General features: G+C 72.1%; 16 protein-coding genes, 1 tRNA gene and 1 pseudogene. 14 read left to right on the top strand and 4 right to left on the bottom strand.

Features of this window, described 5'->3' with window-relative positions:
* Window positions 1-177 precede the first annotated feature (177 nt).
* Window positions 178-681 (top strand): GNAT family N-acetyltransferase, encoded by a 504-nt coding sequence (locus OG700_RS32975; RefSeq protein WP_405620015.1) that lies wholly within the window; start codon window positions 178-180, stop codon window positions 679-681.
* Window positions 682-717: 36 nt separating this feature from the next.
* On the opposite strand, the gene OG700_RS32980 is transcribed toward OG700_RS32975, so the two are convergent.
* Together OG700_RS32980 and OG700_RS32985 are read right to left on the bottom strand one after the other, a co-directional pair.
* A complete protein-coding gene (locus OG700_RS32980) occupies window positions 718-1,053 on the bottom strand; it encodes a hypothetical protein (protein ID WP_405622161.1) in 336 nt (111 codons plus the stop codon).
* A 140-nt stretch (window positions 1,054-1,193) separates the two neighbouring features.
* Window positions 1,194-1,553: a hypothetical protein gene (locus OG700_RS32985; protein ID WP_405620017.1), complete on the bottom strand. Its 360-nt coding sequence runs from the start codon at window positions 1,551-1,553 to the stop codon at window positions 1,194-1,196.
* An 83-nt stretch (window positions 1,554-1,636) separates the two neighbouring features.
* On the opposite strand from OG700_RS32985, the pseudogene OG700_RS32990 reads away from it, so the two are divergent.
* The 9 genes and pseudogenes from OG700_RS32990 to OG700_RS33030 all read left to right on the top strand — a co-directional run.
* Window positions 1,637-1,993, top strand: a pseudogene (locus OG700_RS32990) (HAD-IA family hydrolase); the annotation flags it as partial.
* A gap of 446 nt (window positions 1,994-2,439) precedes the next feature.
* Entirely contained in the window at window positions 2,440-3,519 is a 1,080-nt protein-coding gene (locus OG700_RS32995) for a methionine ABC transporter ATP-binding protein (RefSeq protein ID WP_405620019.1), read from the top strand.
* Window positions 3,516-4,187: a methionine ABC transporter permease gene (locus OG700_RS33000; RefSeq protein ID WP_405620021.1), complete on the top strand. Its 672-nt coding sequence runs from the start codon at window positions 3,516-3,518 to the stop codon at window positions 4,185-4,187. The genes OG700_RS32995 and OG700_RS33000 overlap by 4 nt, the downstream gene beginning before the upstream one ends.
* Before the next feature lie 187 nt (window positions 4,188-4,374).
* Complete coding sequence (locus OG700_RS33005) at window positions 4,375-5,226, top strand: MetQ/NlpA family ABC transporter substrate-binding protein (RefSeq protein WP_405620023.1); 852 nt, start codon at window positions 4,375-4,377, stop codon at window positions 5,224-5,226.
* Window positions 5,227-5,347: 121 nt separating this feature from the next.
* The gene (locus OG700_RS33010; protein WP_405620025.1) at window positions 5,348-5,986 is read left to right on the top strand and encodes a GNAT family N-acetyltransferase; all 639 of its coding nucleotides are present in this window, start codon (window positions 5,348-5,350) and stop codon (window positions 5,984-5,986) included.
* A gap of 218 nt (window positions 5,987-6,204) precedes the next feature.
* Window positions 6,205-7,425, top strand: coding sequence for a precorrin-6y C5,15-methyltransferase (decarboxylating) subunit CbiE (cbiE, locus tag OG700_RS33015; protein WP_405620027.1), 1,221 nt, complete (start codon window positions 6,205-6,207; stop codon window positions 7,423-7,425).
* Window positions 7,426-7,761: 336 nt separating this feature from the next.
* Window positions 7,762-11,259: a nicotinate-nucleotide--dimethylbenzimidazole phosphoribosyltransferase gene (cobT, locus tag OG700_RS33020; protein ID WP_405620029.1), complete on the top strand. Its 3,498-nt coding sequence runs from the start codon at window positions 7,762-7,764 to the stop codon at window positions 11,257-11,259.
* Between the two features lie 386 nt (window positions 11,260-11,645).
* On the top strand, window positions 11,646-12,872 hold the full coding sequence (gene cobA / locus OG700_RS33025) for a uroporphyrinogen-III C-methyltransferase (RefSeq protein ID WP_405620031.1): 1,227 nt from the start codon (window positions 11,646-11,648) through the stop codon (window positions 12,870-12,872).
* Window positions 12,865-13,680, top strand: coding sequence for a TrmH family RNA methyltransferase (locus tag OG700_RS33030; RefSeq protein ID WP_405620033.1), 816 nt, complete (start codon window positions 12,865-12,867; stop codon window positions 13,678-13,680). Before cobA ends, OG700_RS33030 begins: the two co-directional genes overlap by 8 nt.
* 34 nt (window positions 13,681-13,714) lie before the next feature.
* Here OG700_RS33030 and OG700_RS33035 read toward each other — a convergent pair whose 3' ends face one another.
* Window positions 13,715-14,974, bottom strand: coding sequence for a serine/threonine-protein kinase (locus tag OG700_RS33035; protein ID WP_405622163.1), 1,260 nt, complete (start codon window positions 14,972-14,974; stop codon window positions 13,715-13,717).
* A 205-nt stretch (window positions 14,975-15,179) separates the two neighbouring features.
* On the opposite strand from OG700_RS33035, the gene OG700_RS33040 reads away from it, so the two are divergent.
* The 4 genes from OG700_RS33040 (at window position 15,180) to OG700_RS33055 (ending at window position 17,437) form a co-directional block, all read left to right on the top strand.
* Complete coding sequence (locus OG700_RS33040; RefSeq protein ID WP_405620035.1) at window positions 15,180-15,437, top strand: hypothetical protein; 258 nt, start codon at window positions 15,180-15,182, stop codon at window positions 15,435-15,437.
* Window positions 15,438-15,626: 189 nt separating this feature from the next.
* Window positions 15,627-15,833, top strand: coding sequence for a hypothetical protein (locus OG700_RS33045; protein WP_405620037.1), 207 nt, complete (start codon window positions 15,627-15,629; stop codon window positions 15,831-15,833).
* 219 nt (window positions 15,834-16,052) lie between these two features.
* Window positions 16,053-17,060, top strand: a complete 1,008-nt coding sequence (locus OG700_RS33050; RefSeq protein ID WP_405620039.1) for a phosphotransferase family protein — start codon at window positions 16,053-16,055, stop codon at window positions 17,058-17,060.
* Between the two features lie 68 nt (window positions 17,061-17,128).
* On the top strand, window positions 17,129-17,437 hold the full coding sequence (locus tag OG700_RS33055) for a zf-TFIIB domain-containing protein (RefSeq protein ID WP_354606192.1): 309 nt from the start codon (window positions 17,129-17,131) through the stop codon (window positions 17,435-17,437).
* Between the two features lie 55 nt (window positions 17,438-17,492).
* On the opposite strand, the gene OG700_RS33060 is transcribed toward OG700_RS33055, so the two are convergent.
* A tRNA-Val gene (locus OG700_RS33060) sits at window positions 17,493-17,564 on the bottom strand.
* Window positions 17,565-17,731 lie beyond the last annotated feature (167 nt).

Here is a 17,731-nt window from a genome sequence, read left to right on the forward strand (position 1 = left end):
CAGCAGCCGTGATTTCGCAGGAGAGTTGGGTATCTCACAGCGGAGTTCGGGGCCGGTACATTCCCGATGGCTGTGAAGCCTGAGCAGAATGCTCACCACAGAGGTTGCAGCTCCTGAACTCCGGGGAAAGGAGCGGTAGACAACCGGCGGCAGCAGGTGAGCGGGAGGCATGCACACATGGGCATGAGCGTGACCATCTCAGCAGCGGGTGCGCAGGACGCGGAGCACATCCTCAAGCTCCAGTACCTGTGTTACCAGAGCGAGGCCGAGCTCTACGGTGACTACACCATCGAACCGTTGACCCAGACCCTCGACGACCTCACGGACGAAATCGCCCGCGGCCACGCGCTGGTGGCCAGGCTCGGCGGCGAAGTCGTCGCCTCCGTGCGGGGCGTCGTCGACACCGAGGGCACGGCCAGGATCGGCAAGCTCATCGTCCATCCGCGGATGCGGCACCACGGGCTCGGCGGCCGGCTGCTCGACGCGATAGAGGCAAGCTTCGCCGGCGACAAGGCCGCCAAGCGCTTCCAGCTCTTCACCGGCCAGCGCAGCGAGGGCAATCTGCGGCTGTACCGGAGCAAGGGGTACGCGCCGGTGGCCAGCGAGGCGGCCGGTCCCGGTCTCACGCTCGTGACGCTGGAGAAGGAGGCGGCCACCGGAGCCTTCGTCGCCAGCGCCTGACCTCCGACGGCGCGAGCGACGCACGCCCCTACCCGCTCAACCCCGTTGGGACCTGCGCAGCCACAGCATTCCCGTGACCGGCAGCAGGACGGGAATGAAGATGTACCCCCAGCCGAATCCCGACCAGACCGTGGCCTCGGGAAAGGCCGAGGGGTCCACGATCGTCCAGGTCCCGACGGTGAGCACGCCGACCAGTTCGCCCGCGCAGCACACCAGCGCCGCCTTGCGGGCCGTCTCGCCGCCCCGTACGAGCGTGTACGTGATGAACACGTAGACGACGGCGGCGACGGCCGACAGCGTGTACGCCAGCGGTGCGCGGTCGAACTTGGTGGAGATCTCGAAGGCGGTCCGCGACACCGCGCCGACCGACATCACCCCGTACAGCCACACCAGCAGCAGTCCCGGTCCCTGGACCAGCCTGGTCCGCCCGGTCGGCTGCTCGTCCGGCCGTTTCTCCGGCCGCTCGTCCTGGCCCGCCGTGTCCGCCCCTGTCCCCGCCCCGGCTTCCACCGTCAGCCTCCCCAGATGTCGTACAGCCGCACTTCGAGTACGGCGAGGACGACGGCGCCCGCGGCGACCGTCACCGAACCCCACCGGGTCCGCTCGGCCAGGGACAGGAACCCGGCCGCGGGCACGGCGGCGACCGCGCCGATCAGATACGAGACGAAGATCACCGAGCCCTCGGCCGGCTCCTCGCCGCGCGCCAACTGAACGATCCCGACGATCAGTTGGGCCAGTGCCAGCACCGTGACCACGGCCATGCCGACGAAGTGCCAGTCCTTGGTGGGCTGGTCCCGGTACGCGGCGAAACCGCACCAGGCGGCGAGGGCGAGAGCGGCCACGGAGACCGCGACCGTCAGGGCGACAAGCATGACGACGAGAGTATTACGGCCCGAAGGGCCCGGTGCGCCCGCCCCGGCGCGCTCACCCCTGTCAGCCGGCTCCCGAAGCCGCCGCAGGTCGCTGGGCCGTCGTGACCTCCGCCTCCCGGCGGCTCGCCGAAGCCCGGCTCGCCGAGGTCGGCATCCACCCCAAGACGCTCATCGCAGCCGACGACAGCACCCGAGGCAAGCCCGACCCCGAGCCGTTCCTGCTCGCGGCGAGCCGCCTCGGCGTCGACCCGGCGCGCTGCGTGGTCTTCGAGGACGCCCCGGCAGGACTGCGCTCCGGAGCGGCGGCGGGCATGCGGACCGTGGCCTTGGCCACAACGCACGACCGCTCGGAGCTGACCGGAGACGTGGTCGTCGCCGACCTCGCTGCCATATCCGTGCAGGTCAGAGGAGTGGAGTTGGAGATCGGCATCGCTGTCTGACCGCACTGCCGCACCTCACGAAAAGCCCGGAAGGTGTATCCGGTATTCGGACGGCTGACCGGAGTGCGGATAGGTGTCTGCTTTACTTGCCGACATGACCACGACGAGCAGCCGCATCCTTGCGACCGAGGCGATCACGACGCCCGGTGCTCGCTGTCTGTGCCGAATGTGCGCCCACTGAGGGCCCCTGCCTGAGCCTCGCGCCCCGAAGCGAGACCTGACAGAAGCGGCGCCGCGTCCGTTCGTACGCCTCGTACCTCCCGTACGTACGTCACGCACGCGGATGACGCCAGCCCGCGCACAGCGCCGCACGGCTTCCCACCGCACCACACGTGACCGGCCGTGAGCCGGCGCGCCGCGGCGCGCCACGCCCTGTCGGCACCTCCCCGACTTCCCCCCGCCCCGGCGGCCACCGCGCCGCGCACCCGACAGTGACGGAACCCCCTGTGATCACCACTACTGGTCTGACGAAGGTCTATCGGGCCGGCCGGCCCGGCCGGTCGCGCGGCCCTGAGGTCACCGCTCTGGACGGCGTCGACCTGCACGTACGCGAGGGCGAGGTCTTCGGAGTCGTCGGCCGCAGCGGCGCCGGAAAGTCCTCGCTCATCCGCTGCGTCAACCTCCTCGAACGCCCCACGGCCGGCACCGTGACCGTCGACGGGACCGACCTGACCGCGCTCGTGGGGCGCGGCCGACGGGCCGGCAGGGAACTCCGCCGGGCCCGCAGCTCCATCGGCATGGTCTTCCAGCACTTCAACCTGCTGTCCTCGCGCACCGTCCAGGACAACATCGAACTGCCGCTGGAGATCCTCGGCCACTCCGCGCAGAAACGTTCCCGCAGGGCACGGGAACTGCTCGACCTCGTCGGCCTCGCCGACAAGGCCAAGGCCTACCCCGCCCAGCTCTCCGGCGGCCAGAAACAGCGCGTCGGCATCGCACGCGCCCTGGCCGGCAACCCGAAGGTGCTGCTCTCCGACGAGGCCACCAGCGCGCTCGACCCCGAGACCACCCGCTCCATCCTGCGACTGCTGCGCGACATCAACCAGCAGCTCGGCCTCACCGTCCTGCTGATCACGCACGAGATGGAGGTCGTCAAGACGATCTGCGACTCGGCCGCGCTCATGGAGCGGGGCCGGGTCACCGAATCCGGCACGGTCGGCGAACTGCTCGCCACCCCCGGCTCCCGGCTGGCACACGAGCTGTTCCCGGTGGACGGTGCCGGGACCGGCCCCGGCAGCACGGTCGTCGACGTGACCTTCCACGGCGAGGCGGCCACCCGGCCGGTCATCTCCCAGCTGTCGCGTATCTACAACATCGACATCTCGATACTCGGCGCGGCCATGGACACCGTCGGGGGCCGCCAGATCGGCCGGATGCGCATCGAACTGCCCGGCCTCTTCGAGGAGAACGTCGTGCCCGTCGGCTTCCTGCGCGAACAGGGACTCCAGGTCGAGGTGGTCGAGCCCGGAGCCGAGCCGGCCGCTGTCGAGGTTCCCGTCGCGTTCACCAAGGAAGGTGCCAAGTGACCTGGTCCGAAATGCAGCCACTGCTCAGCCAGGGGACGATCGACACCCTCTACATGGTGCTGTGGTCGGCGCTCGTCACTGTCGTCGGCGGGCTGCCGCTCGGTGTCCTGCTCGTCCTCACCGACAAGGGCGGCCTGCTCCAGAACGCCGCTGTCAACAAGGTCGTCGGTGTGATCGTCAACATCGGCCGCTCGCTGCCGTTCATGATCCTGCTGATCGCGCTGATCCCCTTCACCACCCTCGTCGTCGGCACCTTCATCGGCCCCACCGCGATGATCGTGCCGCTCGCCATCGGCGCGATCCCGTTCTTCGCCCGCCTCGTCGAGACGGCGATACGGGAGGTCGACCAGGGCCTGGTCGAAGCCGTCCAGGCGATGGGCGGTTCGATCCCCACCATCGTCCGCAAGGTGCTGCTGCCGCAGGCCCTGCCGTCGATCGTCTCCGCCGTCACCACCACCGTCATCGTGCTCATCGGCTACTCGGCGATGGCGGGCGCGGTCGGCGGCGAAGGGCTCGGGTCCAAGGCCTATTCCTACGGATTCCAGCGCTTCGAGAACGAGTTCATGCTCGCCACGGTCGTGATCCTCATCGCCGTCGTGACGGTCGTCCAGCTGCTGGGCGACGGAGCCGTACGGCTCCTCGCACGCCGGGGACGTACCAGCTCCTGACCCGTCCCGGTCCCGCCGCCTCGTACACCCGCCGAGCCACGGACCACCAGACCCACGGACCACCAGACCTGCGGACCCGCAGACCCACGGACTACCAGACCTGCGGACCCGCAGACCACCCGACCCACCACCGGCCCGCACTCCTTGTCCGGGCCCACCACCGCAACACCGGAAAGAGGCACTCTTCGTGCGCACCATCGTCAAGATCACCGCTGCCGCCGCCACCGCCGCCCTCGCGCTGGGCCTGACCGCCTGCGGTACGGACTCCGACCCGGCGAAGGCCGCCTCCGGAGCCAAGGCCGAGTCAAAGCCACTGGTCGTCGCCGCGTCGCCCGTACCGCACGCCGACATCCTGGAGTACGTGAAGAAGAACCTCGCCGACGACGCCGGTCTCGAGCTGGAGATCAAGGAGTTCACGGACTACGTCCTGCCGAACACCGCCACCGAGTCCGGTGAGGTCGGCGCGAACTTCTTCCAGCACAAGCCGTACCTCGACGACTTCAACAAGAAGAACGGCACCCACATCGTGCCGGTCGTCAACGTCCACCTGGAGCCGCTCGGCCTCTACTCCAAGAAGGTCGAGGACATCAAGGACATCAAGCCCGGCCAGACCGTCGCCGTGCCCAACGACACCACCAACGAAGGCCGCGCCCTCAACCTGCTCGCCGAGAACGGCCTGATCACCCTCAAGGACGGCGTCGGTGCCGCGGCCACGCTCGCGGACGTCGCGGACGCCAAGGGCCTGAAGTTCAAGGAGCTGGAGGCCGCCACACTGCCCCGCGCCCTGAACGACGTCGACGCGGCGGTCATCAACGGCAACTTCGCCATCGAGGCCGACCTCAAGCCCGCCGATGACTCGCTGGCGCTGGAGAGGGCCGAGGGCAACCCGTACGCCAACTTCCTCGCCGTCAAGGAAGGCAACGAGACCGACCCCCGCGTCGAGAAGCTCGCGAAGCTCCTCAACTCCCCGGAGGTCAAGAAGTACATCGAGGACACCTACCAGGGTTCGGTCGCGCCCGCCTTCGGCGCCGCCGAGTAGTCAACTGCCCGCGCCCGTACGGCTCCCACGACCGTGGGGGCCGTACGGACCCGGCCATGCGCACCACCTGCCCGATGCTGCATGCTGTGCCTTTACGACGGACTGAGGCATGGAGCTGCGCATGACTACCACCTTTCCGGACGTCTCCATCAGCACCGAGCGGCTGGTGCTGCGCCCGTTCGAGGCCGCGGACATCCCGGCGCACATCGAGATGATGAACGACGAGCCGGTCATCGCGTGGACGTCGACGCCGCAGCCGTACACCACCCAGCACGCCGAGGAATGGGTACGCGCGATCGCCCCGGCGGAACGCACCGAGGGGCACGGACTGGTCCTCGCCGTCACCGAGTTCCTGACTCAGCGCCTGGTCGGTCTCGCCCGCCTGACGAACACCAACTGGCGCACCCGCGCGACCGAGATCTCCTACATCACCGCCCCCTGGGCGCGCGGCGAGGGCTACGCCACCGAGTCGGTGCTCGCCATCGCGCAGTGGCTCTTCCGCGACCAGTCCTTCGAGCGCGTCGAGTTGCGCACCGCCGCCGACAACACGGCGGCCCAGCAGGTCGCGCAGAAGGCCGGCTGCATCAGCGAGGGTGTTCTGCGCAACGCGTGGATAGCGCGTACGCAGACCGAGGCCGGCGGCTGGATCGAGATCCGGACCGACCTCATTGTCTGGAGCCTGCTGCCCGAAGACCTCGAAGGCGTGGCCGAACAGATGGCGGACGCGGGCGGCTACGCGTCGTTCACCGACTGGAACTGACCCCGCGGCGGCCCGCGACACCCAGTGACTGTCCCGCCCCGGCCTCCGGCCCCGGCAGACGGCGCGACGGCGCGACGGGTACGCTCACACGCACCGCCCCGGTGCGGACCCCCTCACGGCACACACGATCCGCGGCGAATCCGGCCTGCGGCAGAACGACCCGCGACACAAAGACCCGCGACACAAAGACCTGACGAACTCTGGGGAGACTGACGACGATGGCCGACCGCGTCACGGTGATCGGCTGGGACGGCTCGCCCCTCGCGCCCGCGGCCACGTCCGCCCTCGCCGCCGCCACCCTGGTGGCCGGGGCCGCCCACCATCTCGACCTCCCCGAGGTCCCGCCGGCCGCCGAACGCATCCGCCTCGGCAGCGTCGACCTCGCCGCCCGCAGGATCGCCGGGCACCGCGGCAGCGCCGTCGTACTCGCCGACGGCGACCCCGGCTTCTTCGGCGTCGTACGCACCCTGCGCGCCCCCGAGCACGGACTGGAGGTCGAAGTCGTTCCCGCAGTCTCCGCGGTGGCCACCGCCTTCGCCCGCGCCGGAATGCCGTGGGACGACGCACAGGTGGTGGTCGCCCACCAGCGCACACTGCGTCGCGCCGTCAACGTATGCCGGGCGCACACCAAAGTCGCCGTCCTCACCTCCCCGGGCGCCGGGCCCGCCGAACTCGCCCTGCTGCTCCAGGGAGTTCACCGCACCTTCGTGATCTGTGAGGAGCTGGGCACCGACCGCGAACAGGTCACCGTCCTCACCTCCGACAAGGCCGCCGACCACGTCTGGCGCGACCCCAACGTGGTGATCGTCGTCGGCGGAACCGGCACCGCACCCGTCCGTACCGGTGGCTGGATCGCGGGCCACGACCCCGAGTACCCACCCTCCGTAAGAGGGTGGGCGCTGCCCTCCGAGGAGTACGGCGTCGACCTCGACGAGGGCGAGTCGACCTGGCTGCGCGCGGCCCAACTCGCCCGCCTGGGAGCCCGTACCGGCGACCTGGTCTGGGACATCGGGTCCGGCAGCGGCGCACTCGCCGCCGAGGCGGGGCGCTTCGGCGCCGCCGTGATCGCCGTGGACGCGGAGCCGGGGGCGTGCGCGAGCACGGCCGCAGCAGCCCGGCGCGCCGGCGTACAACTGGAAGTCGTGGAAGGCCGCGCGCCCCACGTGCTGGAGAATCTTCCCGAGCCCGACGTCGTACGGATCGGCGGCGGGGGAGTGGACGTCGTCATCGCCTGCGCCGACCGCAGGCCCGCGCACATCGTGACCCACGCGGCGACGCGGGACGAGGCCGAGGCCATCTGTACCGCCCTCCGAGAGGGTGGTTACGTGGTGGAGTGCGTGCTGCTCCAGTCCGTCGGCATGGACACCGGAGCGTGGTCGGAGCGCGAACGCTCCGTGGTTTTCCTGGTCTCCGGGCGGCGGCCGGACCGCGCCCCCTGACCCCGTTGTCAGGGGTGCGAGGTAGGCTGACCGATCGTTGTACCGCAGCCGGTCGTTCGTCGCTTCGTTCGTCAATGTCCGGAAAAGATGGTCGTTTTGGACCCTCATGTGGTATGGCCGCAACGGGGGACGCGCAACGTGGCGCAGCCCACAGAAGGCCGCCGCAGATCACCGTGTGCTGATCTCGAACGGCCACGAGAATACGTGTGGGCCGCGGCTCGATTCGTGCCGCGCGGCGCCCACGCTCGTTGTCATTGACGGGCGCCGGACGCGCCGCCGAATCGGGCGCCCCGGTCGAAGGGCCGAAGGAGCACAACCAATGGGCGAGGGGTACGCATGACTGACACCGGCCAGGTCCCGGGCGAGGGACTGCCTGAGAACGCGGGCATGGTGGAGCAGCCGGGCGACCCCGCTGCCGACTCCTATGCCTACTTGGGCCCCTCCGAGAGTGGTTCCGAGGACGACGACCTTCTGCTGATGCCGAGTTCGCAGGGCGCGTGGGGCGATCCACAGCCGGTGCCTCCGGCTGATCCGCTCACGCCCGCCGCCCATGCCGTGCCCGTACCGGAGCCGGAGCCCGTACCCGCCGCGCAGATCCCGCAGCAGGTGGGACAGGCCGAGTTCGCGCCACAGGCACAGGCCCAGCAACAGGCACAGCCGCAGTCTCAGCTCGCGACGTACTCGCTGCCCGAGTACCAGTCCGATGCCCCGGGCCAGGGACCGGTGTCGTACCAGCCACCGCCCGAGTACCAGTCGGCGCCCGGACCCGAGGGTCTGCCGGAGTATCCGGCGCCGGACATGGCCCATATGCAGGTGCAGCCCGTGCAGCCCGTGGCCCAGGCTTACGCGCCGGCGGAGCCCGTGGTGGAGACCCCGGCTCCGGAGGCCGTGCCGCAACCGGCCCCGGAGTTGACGGCTGAGGCCGTGCAAGCGGCGGCTCCGCAGGAGGTCGCCGAGGCCCCCGCGCCGCAGGCTGTCGCGGAGCCGGAGCCGGAGCCGGAGCCGGAGCCGGCGGCGGAGCCGGAGCCGGCGGCGGCGGTTCGGGAAGCGCCGGCGCCCGTGCCCGAGCCGGGCGCGCACGAAGCGGGCGGCCGGGACTCGGGCTCGGTCGACCTCGGTGCCGTACGCGCCCCGACCGCCACGTCCACGCCGACCCCGCCCCCCGCGCGTCGCCCCCTGCACATGGGTCCGCCGATGCCCGACTCCACGGGTGGGGTGGTGCGTTCGCTCGCCGATCGCGGTCCTACAAGTGCGCCGCCGACCCCGGTTCGGGTACGGACACAGGGGCCGCCCACGGCCGGCCTTGAGTATCTGGACATCCCGAGCGAGGAGGCCGCCGCGCTGCCGGGGCCGCAACTCGGCGCCATTCCCGTGCAGGGCGCGGACCCATGGGCCTCGGTGCCGCCGCAGTCGCAGACACCGGTGGCGGAGGCCGCGGTCGCGGTAGCCGTCGCCGAGGTGGTGGACCAAGCCGTTCCCGAGGCCTCCGCAGAAACGGTCGTCCCCGATGCCGGACCGGAGATCGCTCCGGAGCCGGTTCCGGAGCCCGTGCCCGTGCCGGTGCAGGAAGCGGCACCGGAGCAGGCACCGGAGCCGGAAGCCGAACCGGTGCTCGACGCGGTGGCCGAGCAGGCTCCCGAGCCCGAGCCCGAGCCGACGCCTGAGCCGGTGGCCGCCGAGGAGCCCGTTGCGGATCCCGAGCCCGCGCCTGAGCCCGAGCCCGTCCCCGTGCCCGAAGCGGTGGTCGTGGCCGAGGCCCCGGTTGCCGAACCGGTCGAGCCCGTCGAGGCGGAGGAGAAGCGCGAGCCGATAGCGCTGCCCGGCGCCGACCCGGTGGCGCCCGCACCGGCCGAGCCGGTGGCGGTCATCGAGCCGGAACCCGCGCCCGTACAGCCCGAGCCGGAGCCCGTACCGGTCGCGGAGACGGAGGCAGCGGCGGAGGACCCCGCACCCTCCCCGAACCCCACCCCCACCCCAACTCCCAATCCCAATCCCAATCCCACCCCCGCAGCCGTTCCCGTCGAGGCGCTGAGCACGCCCCCGCCCCCCACTCCGGTGCCCGACGCCGAGCCCGAGCCCCCCGCCGTCGCCGACGACGCGTCACCCCCCGCCCCCGGCTACGACGACGCCGAGCGCGAGGCCGTCCTGCGCGTGATGCGCGAACGCCGCGACATCCGCAACGGCTTCCGCTCCGACCCGATCCCGCACGAGGTGCTGCTGCGCGTCCTCGAAGCCGCGCACACCGCTCCCAGCGTCGGCCACTCGCAGCCCTGGGACTTCGTCGTCATCCGTTCCGCCGAGACCCGGCAGACCATGCACGAACTGGCACAGCGCCAGCGGGACGCGTTCGCCAAGTCGCTCCCCAAGGGCCGGGCCAAGCAGTTCAAGGAACTGAAGATCGAGGCCATCCTCGACACCCCGGTGAACATCGTCGTCACGGCCGACCCCACGCGCGGCGGCCGGCACACCCTCGGCCGCCACACCCAGCCGCAGATGGCCCCGTACTCCTCCGCCCTCGCCGTCGAGAACCTGTGGCTCGCCGCCCGCGCCGAGGGACTCGGCGTCGGCTGGGTCAGTTTCTTCGACGAGCACGAGATGGTCCGCGCGCTCGGCCTCCCCGAACACCTCGACGTCGTGGCGTATTTGTGCGTCGGGTACGTCGACGAGTTCCCGGAGGAGCCCGAGTTGACGCAGGCGGGCTGGTCCAAGCGCCGCCCGCTGTCCTGGGTCGTCCACGAGGAGACGTACGGCCGCCGGGCCCTGCCCGGTGAGGAGCCGCACGACCTCCTCAAGGAGACGATCGCCGGTATCCGCCCGCTCGACGCCAAGGCGCTCGGCGAGGCGTGGGAGCGGCAGAAGCGGATGACGAAGCCCGCGGGGGCGCTCGGCATGCTGGAGATCATCTCCGCACAGCTCAGCGGTCTGTCCCGGATGTGCCCGCCGCCGATCCCGGAGCCCGCGGCCGTCGCGGTCTTCGCGGGCGACCACGGTGTGCACGCGCAGGGCGTCACCCCCTGGCCCCAGGAGGTGACGGCGCAGATGGTCGCCAACTTCCTCGGCGGCGGCGCGGTCTGCAACGCCTTCGCGAATCAGGTCGGCGCCGAGGTCTGTGTCATCGACGTCGGCGTCGCGGGCGAACTGCCCGCCACCCCCGGCCTGTTGCCCCGCAAGGTGCGCGCCGGCACGGCCGACTTCACGACCGGGCCCGCGCTGACCCGCGAAGAGGTGCTGGCCGCGATCGACGTGGGCATCGAGACCGCCCGCGATCTGGTGGCGGCGGGCAACAAGGGCCTGCTCACCGGCGAGATGGGCATCGCCAACACCACGGCCTGCGCCGCGCTGATCTCCGTCTACACGGACCTGGACCCCGCCGAGGTCACCGGGCGCGGCACGGGCATCAACGACGAGATGCACGCCCGCAAGATCGACGTCGTCCGGCGCGGTCTCGAACTCCACCGACCCGACCCCGCCGACCCGATCGGTGTCCTCGCGGCCTTCGGCGGCCTGGAGCAGGCGGCGCTCGTCGGTTTCCTGCTGGGCGGCGCGTCGCTGCGTACACCGGTCATCCTCGACGGCGTGAGCGCGGGAGCGGCGGCCCTCGTCGCGCGGGCGATCGCCCCCGAGGCCCTGGCCGCCTGTATCGCGGGCCACCGCAGCGCCGAACCGGGCCATGTGGCCGCCCTCAACAAGCTGGGCCTGCGGCCCCTGGTCGACCTGGATCTCCGCCTGGGCGAGGGCACGGGCGCCCTGCTGGCGCTCCCGGTGGTCCAGAGCGCGGCGCGGGCGATGCACGAGGTGGCGACGTTCGACTCGGCGGGAGTGACGGAGAAGTAGCCGAACCGCGCATCTCCAGCGCCTCCGGCGCGACATCCGGCCCCCCCCGGCGTTTGAGGCGCGGGGTCGGGCATTCTTCAGTCTCTCCGGCGCCACATCCAGCCTCGCCGGCGTTTGAGGCGCGGGGTCCGGGGCGGAGCCCCGAATCCCAGCCCGCCCGGTGTTTGAGGGCACGGCCGTTGCCGTACGGGGTCCGGGGCGGAGCCCCGGTTGTGGGAAGGGGCGGGTAGGGGAACAGCCCCCCGCCCGCACACCGGGTACGGACGGTGACGCCCGGCCCACCCCGGCGACAGGCGCCGACCCGAGCCCCCCACGCCCCCCCCACTAAGCTGGAACCGCGTCCCACCAGCCCTTTCACCCCACCCGTCAGAGGAGCCCGCAGCGCCATGGCCGAGCATCCCGCGTACCCGGTCGGACTCCGTCTGGCCGGTCGGCGCGTCGTCGTCATCGGGGGCGGGCAGGTCGCCCAGCGCCGGCTGCCGGCCCTCATCGCGACCGGCGCCGACATCGTGCTCGTGTCGCCGTCCGCGACCCCCTCCGTCGAAGCCATGGCGGACGCGGGCGAACTCCGCTGGGAACGGCGCCCGTACGCGGACGGCGACCTGAGCGACGCCTGGTACGTCCTGGTCGCCTCCAGCGACACCGGGGCCAACGCCCGTGCCTCCGCCGAGGCCGAGCGGAACAGGACCTGGTGCGTACGGAGCGACGACGCCGACGCCGCCACCGCCTGGACCCCGGCCACCGGCCGCAGCGAGGGCGTCACCGTCGCCGTCCTCACCGGGCGCGACCCGCGCCGCTCCGCCGGCGTGCGTGACGCCATCGTGGAGGGCCTGCGCGACGGCACCCTCGCCGCCCCCCGCCACCGCACCAGGACCCCTGGCGTCGCCCTCGTCGGCGGCGGCCCCGGCGATCCGGAGCTGATCACCGTACGAGGCCGGCGCCTCCTCGCCGAGGCCGACGTCGTCATCGCCGACCGCCTCGGCCCGCGCGACCTCCTCGACGAACTCCCGCCGCACGTCGAGGTGATCGACGCGGCGAAGATCCCGTACGGCCGCTACATGGCCCAGGAGGCGATCAACCACGCGCTGATCGAGCACGCCAGGGCGGGCAAGGCGGTCGTACGGCTCAAGGGCGGCGACCCCTTCGTCTTCGGCCGCGGCATGGAGGAGGTCCAGGCGCTCGCCGATGCGGGCATCGGCTGCACCGTCGTGCCCGGTATCTCCAGCTCCATCAGCGTGCCCGGCGCGGCCGGTATCCCCGTCACGCACCGGGGCGTGGCACACGAGTTCACGGTGGTCAGTGGCCATGTGGCGCCCGGCGACCCGCGCTCGCTGGTCGACTGGCCGGCGCTCGCCCGGCTGCGCGGCACGCTCGTCCTGCTGATGGCCGTCGACAAGATCGGCGCCATCGCCCGGACCCTCATCGCCCACGGCAAGCCGCCGTCGACCCCCGTGGCGCTGATCCAGGAAGGCACCACGGCGACGCAGCGACGCGTGGACGCGACGCTCGAAACGGCCGCCGAAGCCGTCCGTGCCCAGGACGTACGGCCCCCGGCCGTCATCGTCATCGGCGACGTGGTCCCCGTCGGCCCCGGAAGCGTCCACCGTGGCTGAGACCATCACCGTCGAAGCGGCCCCCGACGGCTCCGCCGACCCCCGTCTCGCCGACTACACCGACCTCACGGACGTCGAACTCCGCCGCCGCCGCGAGCCCGCCGAGGGCCTGTTCATCGCCGAGGGCGAGAAGGTCATCCGCCGCGCCGTGGCGGCCGGTTACGAGATGCGGTCCATGCTCCTGACGCAGAAGTGGACCGACGTCATGCGGGACGTCATCGACGGGACCACCGCACCCGTCTACGAGGTCGCCCCGGACCTGGCCGAACGCGTCACCGGCTACCACGTCCACCGCGGCGCGCTCGCCTCCATGCGCCGCAAGCCCCTGCCGCCGCCCGCCGACCTGCTGCGCACGGCACGCCGCGCCGCCGTCTTCGAGGACATGGTCGACCACGCCAACCTCGGGGCCGCCTTCCGTAACGCGGCGGCGCTCGGCGTCGACGCGGTCCTCCTCACCCCGCGTTGCGCCGACCCGCTCTACCGCCGGGCCGTGAAGGTCTCGATGGGCGCCGTCCTCCAGGTCCCCTGGACCCGGCTGGAGTCCTGGCCGAAGGACGCGGACCTGCTGCGCGCGGCGGGATTCGTCACCGCGGCCCTCTGCCTGGACGAGAAGTCGATCACCCTCGACGAGTTGGCCGCGCAGCGCCACGAAAGGCTCGCGCTCCTCTTCGGTACCGAGGGCGACGGGCTGACCGCCGGCGCCCTCGCCACCGCCGACCTGCGGGTGAGTATCCCGATGGACGCCGGAGTGGACTCCCTCAACGTCGCCGCCACCTCGGCCGTCGCCTTCTACATGACCCGGCCATGACGTTGCCATGACGCGGCCCCGCGCCTGATCGGCCCTACAGCTTCTGCGCCGCCGCGATCCCCAGCGCGACGATCAGCGTCACCACCACGAACACGATCAGCCGCTGCCGCAGCAGCCGCGGATTGGCCGGCCTGCGCCCGCCGCGCCCGCCGCGCCCACCCGACGTCGCACGCGCCCCGGGCCTGCTGCCCTGACGACCGCCGCCGGTACGCGAACCGTTACGTGAACCGGTACGCGAGCCCTCACGGGGCCTCGGCGGACGCCCGCCACCACCCGTGCGCGGCGCCGAACCACGCGAGCCGTGCGCACGGGAGTCGGGCCCGCCCGCCGTACGGCCCTGAGTGGCCCGCTCCGCACGTTCGGTGCGCTCGGTCCGCTGTGGCATCCGCGCCGTACGCTCCGGCATCCGGCCCGTCGGTACGTCGTGCCCGGTCCGCTCCCGCTGCGCCGGAGGCCGTCCGTCCGGCAGCCCCTGCGCCTCCCGCGCCGCGATCTCCTTCAGCCGCATCGACAGCTGGAGCGTGCTCGGCCGCTCCTCGGGGTCCTTCGCCAGGCAGGCCCGCACCAGCGGCGCCAGCGCGTCCGGCACCCCGTACAGCTGCGCCTCCTCGTGCACCACCCGGTAGAGCATGACTTCCGAACTGCCGTGTCCGAAGGGCGAGTCGGCCGTCGCGGCGTAGGCAAGCGTGGCGCCGAGCGCGAAGACGTCGGTCGACGGTGTCACCGCCGCGCCGCGCACCTGCTCGGGCGCCAGGAAACCGGGCGACCCGACCGCCGTACCGACGTGCGTGAGCGTGCTCGCCCCGGTCGCCCAGGCGATCCCGAAGTCGATGATGCGCGGGCCCTTGGGGGAGAGCAGGATGTTCGACGGCTTCAGATCGCGGTGGACGACCCCGGCCTCGTGCACCGCCAGCAGCCCCTCGGCGAGGGCGGCTCCCACGGAGGCGACCTCGGCGGCGGACAGCGGGCCGTCCTCGGCCACCTTGTCGTGCAGCGACGGTCCCGGAACGTACTGGGTGGCGAACCACGGCCGGTCCGCGTCGAGATCGGCGGCCACCAGCCGGGCGGTACAGCCCCCGCGGATCCGCCGGGCAGCCGAGACCTCGCGGGCGAACCGGGAGCGGAACTCCTGGTCCTCGGCGAGATCGGGCCTGATCACCTTCAGCGCGACCCGCTGCCCACGCCGGTCGGAACCCAGATACACGACGCCCATGCCGCCCTGGCCCAGCCGCCGGTGAATTCTGAACGAACCGACGACACGCGGGTCCTCGCGCCGGAGCCGCATCATCGCCATGTCCATCCCCGCTGCCCGGTCGTCCGTGTGACGTGGCACAGCTTACGTACCCACGCCCCGGGGCGCTCATAGGCCGCGCCCTCGCGAACCGATCGATTGTCAGTGCCGGGTGAGAAACTTGAGGGGTGGTCAGGGGACCGCGGATCCAAGGTCCCCAGGCCCGTGCGAGATCTCAAAGGTCCGTCGCAGAAGGGGGATTGGATCGATGAAGGGTGACCGCGTGGAGATAGTGGTGGACGCGGGTGACACGACGCGTACGTACGAAGTCGTGGCAAGTCGGGCAGGCCGCCGGGTGGAGACGGCGGTGCGTCGAGGAGTGGTGGAAGTGAGTGAAGTCACCCGCAACGGCTCGGTGGTGCGCACGGCGCGCTTCATGGCCACGCGCGTGCTCGCTCTGGTCGAACAACCGGTGCCCAGGGAGGAGCTCTCGGAGCGTCCCCTCCGGGAAGACCCCAAGGCCTAGACCCTCCTCTCCACCCAGGGGAGTACGCGCTGGGGGTACCGCTCATCCTCCGGGAGGCCCGGCAATCGGTACGCGGGCATGACGACCCGGGCGCGGCGCGTCCCTAAGGTTGTTCTCAAGCGGCGAGTGCAGCACTCGTCCCCCGAGGTCACACACTCGCCGCTGCCAGATCACGACAGGAGAAGGACCATGGCCGACACGGCATCGCGAGCGATGATCCGCACGCAGGGACGCAGGGCATTCGACGCGTTCGGCGGGCGGAATTCCGGTTCGCGCCACCCCCTGGTGGCGACAGTCATGGTCCTGCCTCTCGCGGCCCTGCTGGTCGTCGTATTCGGCGGCTGGGAAGCAGTGGTCACACAAGCGTCGTCCGTGGGCGTGATGCTGGGGCGCTGAGCGGTGCCCCAGGTTCGGGAGAGCGGCCCGGGCCAAGACATCCGGCCAACAACCCCGTGGGGACGGGGGTGCGGCGGACGGCAGCGTTTGGCCGGTCAGCTGGGGAGCTGACCGGCCATCGCGCTGTCCGGACCCGTTTCCGTGACCGATCCGACCCTCTCGCCGACGCGCCGCGCGTAGGCTCCCGGCGGGAAACACACCGCACCGGGGGACACCGCCGTGACCACATCCGCGACCACTGCCACGACCGCGTCCGTCGTACGCGCGCTCACCGTCGCCGCCCGGCACGCCGCCCACCCCGACACCGCCCGCCCACCCACCGGACCCCCACACCCCTGCCGCGCCTGCGGGCGCGACGAGACCGTGCTGGCCGACCGGTCCGACGGCGTGGTCGTACGGCACGGGGCCGCCGTCGCCAAGGCCCACGCGCCCGCCACCGACCCGGCCGGACACCGCGCCCGGCTCACCGTCGCCGCGCATCCGCTGCTCGCCGGAATCCTGCTGCCACCGCTCCCGGCGGCCCCCCGGCACATCGCGGGCCGGCCCGTCACCACCTGGCCCTACGGCAGCCCCGTCGACCCCGACCGTCCCGACGACGCGCCCTGGGAGGCGGCGGCGACCCTGCTGGCCCGGCTGCACGCCGTACCGCCCGCCGCCCTCGCGCCGCTGTCCGTCCCGCCCGTGCGCGGCCCCCTCAAGGCAGCACAGGCCCTCTCCCGGATGCGGGCCGCCGGATGCCACCCGGCCGCCGCCGACGTGGAGCGCGCCTGGGCGGGCCTGCCCGCCTGGGCCAGGGGCGAGGCGCCCGCACCGGCCGGCGGGGCGCTGTGCCACGGCGACCTCCACCTCGGCCAGCTCGTACGGCACCCCGCGACGGACGGCCCCTGGCTGCTGATCGACGTGGACGACCTCGGACTCGGCGACGCCGCCTGGGACTTGGCCCGCCCCGCCGCCTGGTACGCCGCCGGACTGCTCGCCCCCGACGAGTGGCGGCGCTTCCTCGGCGCCTACCGGGCGGCCGGCGGTCCCGCCGTACCGCCCGCCGGCGACCCGTGGCCCCGGCTCGACGTCGCCGCCCGCGCCCTCACCGTCCAGACCGCCGCGCTGGCCGTCGCCAAGTCGGCCGAGCAGGGCCGTGAACTGGACGAGGTGGAGGGGACGATGATCGAGAGCTGCGCCCGAATTGCCGTACTCCCAACGGAGTTGGCGGCCGGGCCGTCGTCGTAAGGTGAACGGACCGTCGCCGGAAGGCATTCCGGCGATGCCGACCGAACGGCGAGGAGCTGAGCCGACCGATGCAGTGCCCCAAGTGCCACGCAGCGATGCACACATACAACCGAAACGGTGTCCAGATAGAGCAGTGCAGCGGCTGCCGGGGGATCTTCCTCGACTACGGCGAGCTGGAGTCCCTGACCCGTCTTGAGGCGCAGTGGGGACAGCAGGCCCCGCCCCCGCCCGCGGCCCCCGGCGGCTACCCCGCCCAGGGGGCCCCCGGCTATCCCGCCCAGGCGGCGCCGGCTCCCGCGTGGGGCGCGCCGCACGGCGGTCACCACGGCGGTCACCACCGCCAGAAGGGCTTCGGCCGGATGCTCTTCTCGTCCTGAGCACCCCGCACGCACGACGAAGCCCCCGGCCGGAAAGGCCGGGGGCTTCGGGTTGTGCGCGATACTGGGATTGAACCAGTGACCTCTTCCGTGTCAGGGAAGCGCTCTCCCGCTGAGCTAATCGCGCAGGCGGCTTGTTCGGCCGGTGGACAGATATTGACATGCCGCTGGCCTGCATCGCAAATCCGTGAACGTCCGTGGGTGTTCGCCGTTGTGCGTCGTGGTTGTCACTCAGGTAGTCACTCACCCGCAGGGTCTCCTCACGGTCGATCTGGCCCACGGCGAGGCACCACG

The organism is Streptomyces sp. NBC_01508, assembly GCF_045040315.1.
Taxonomy (GTDB): domain Bacteria; phylum Actinomycetota; class Actinomycetes; order Streptomycetales; family Streptomycetaceae; genus Streptomyces.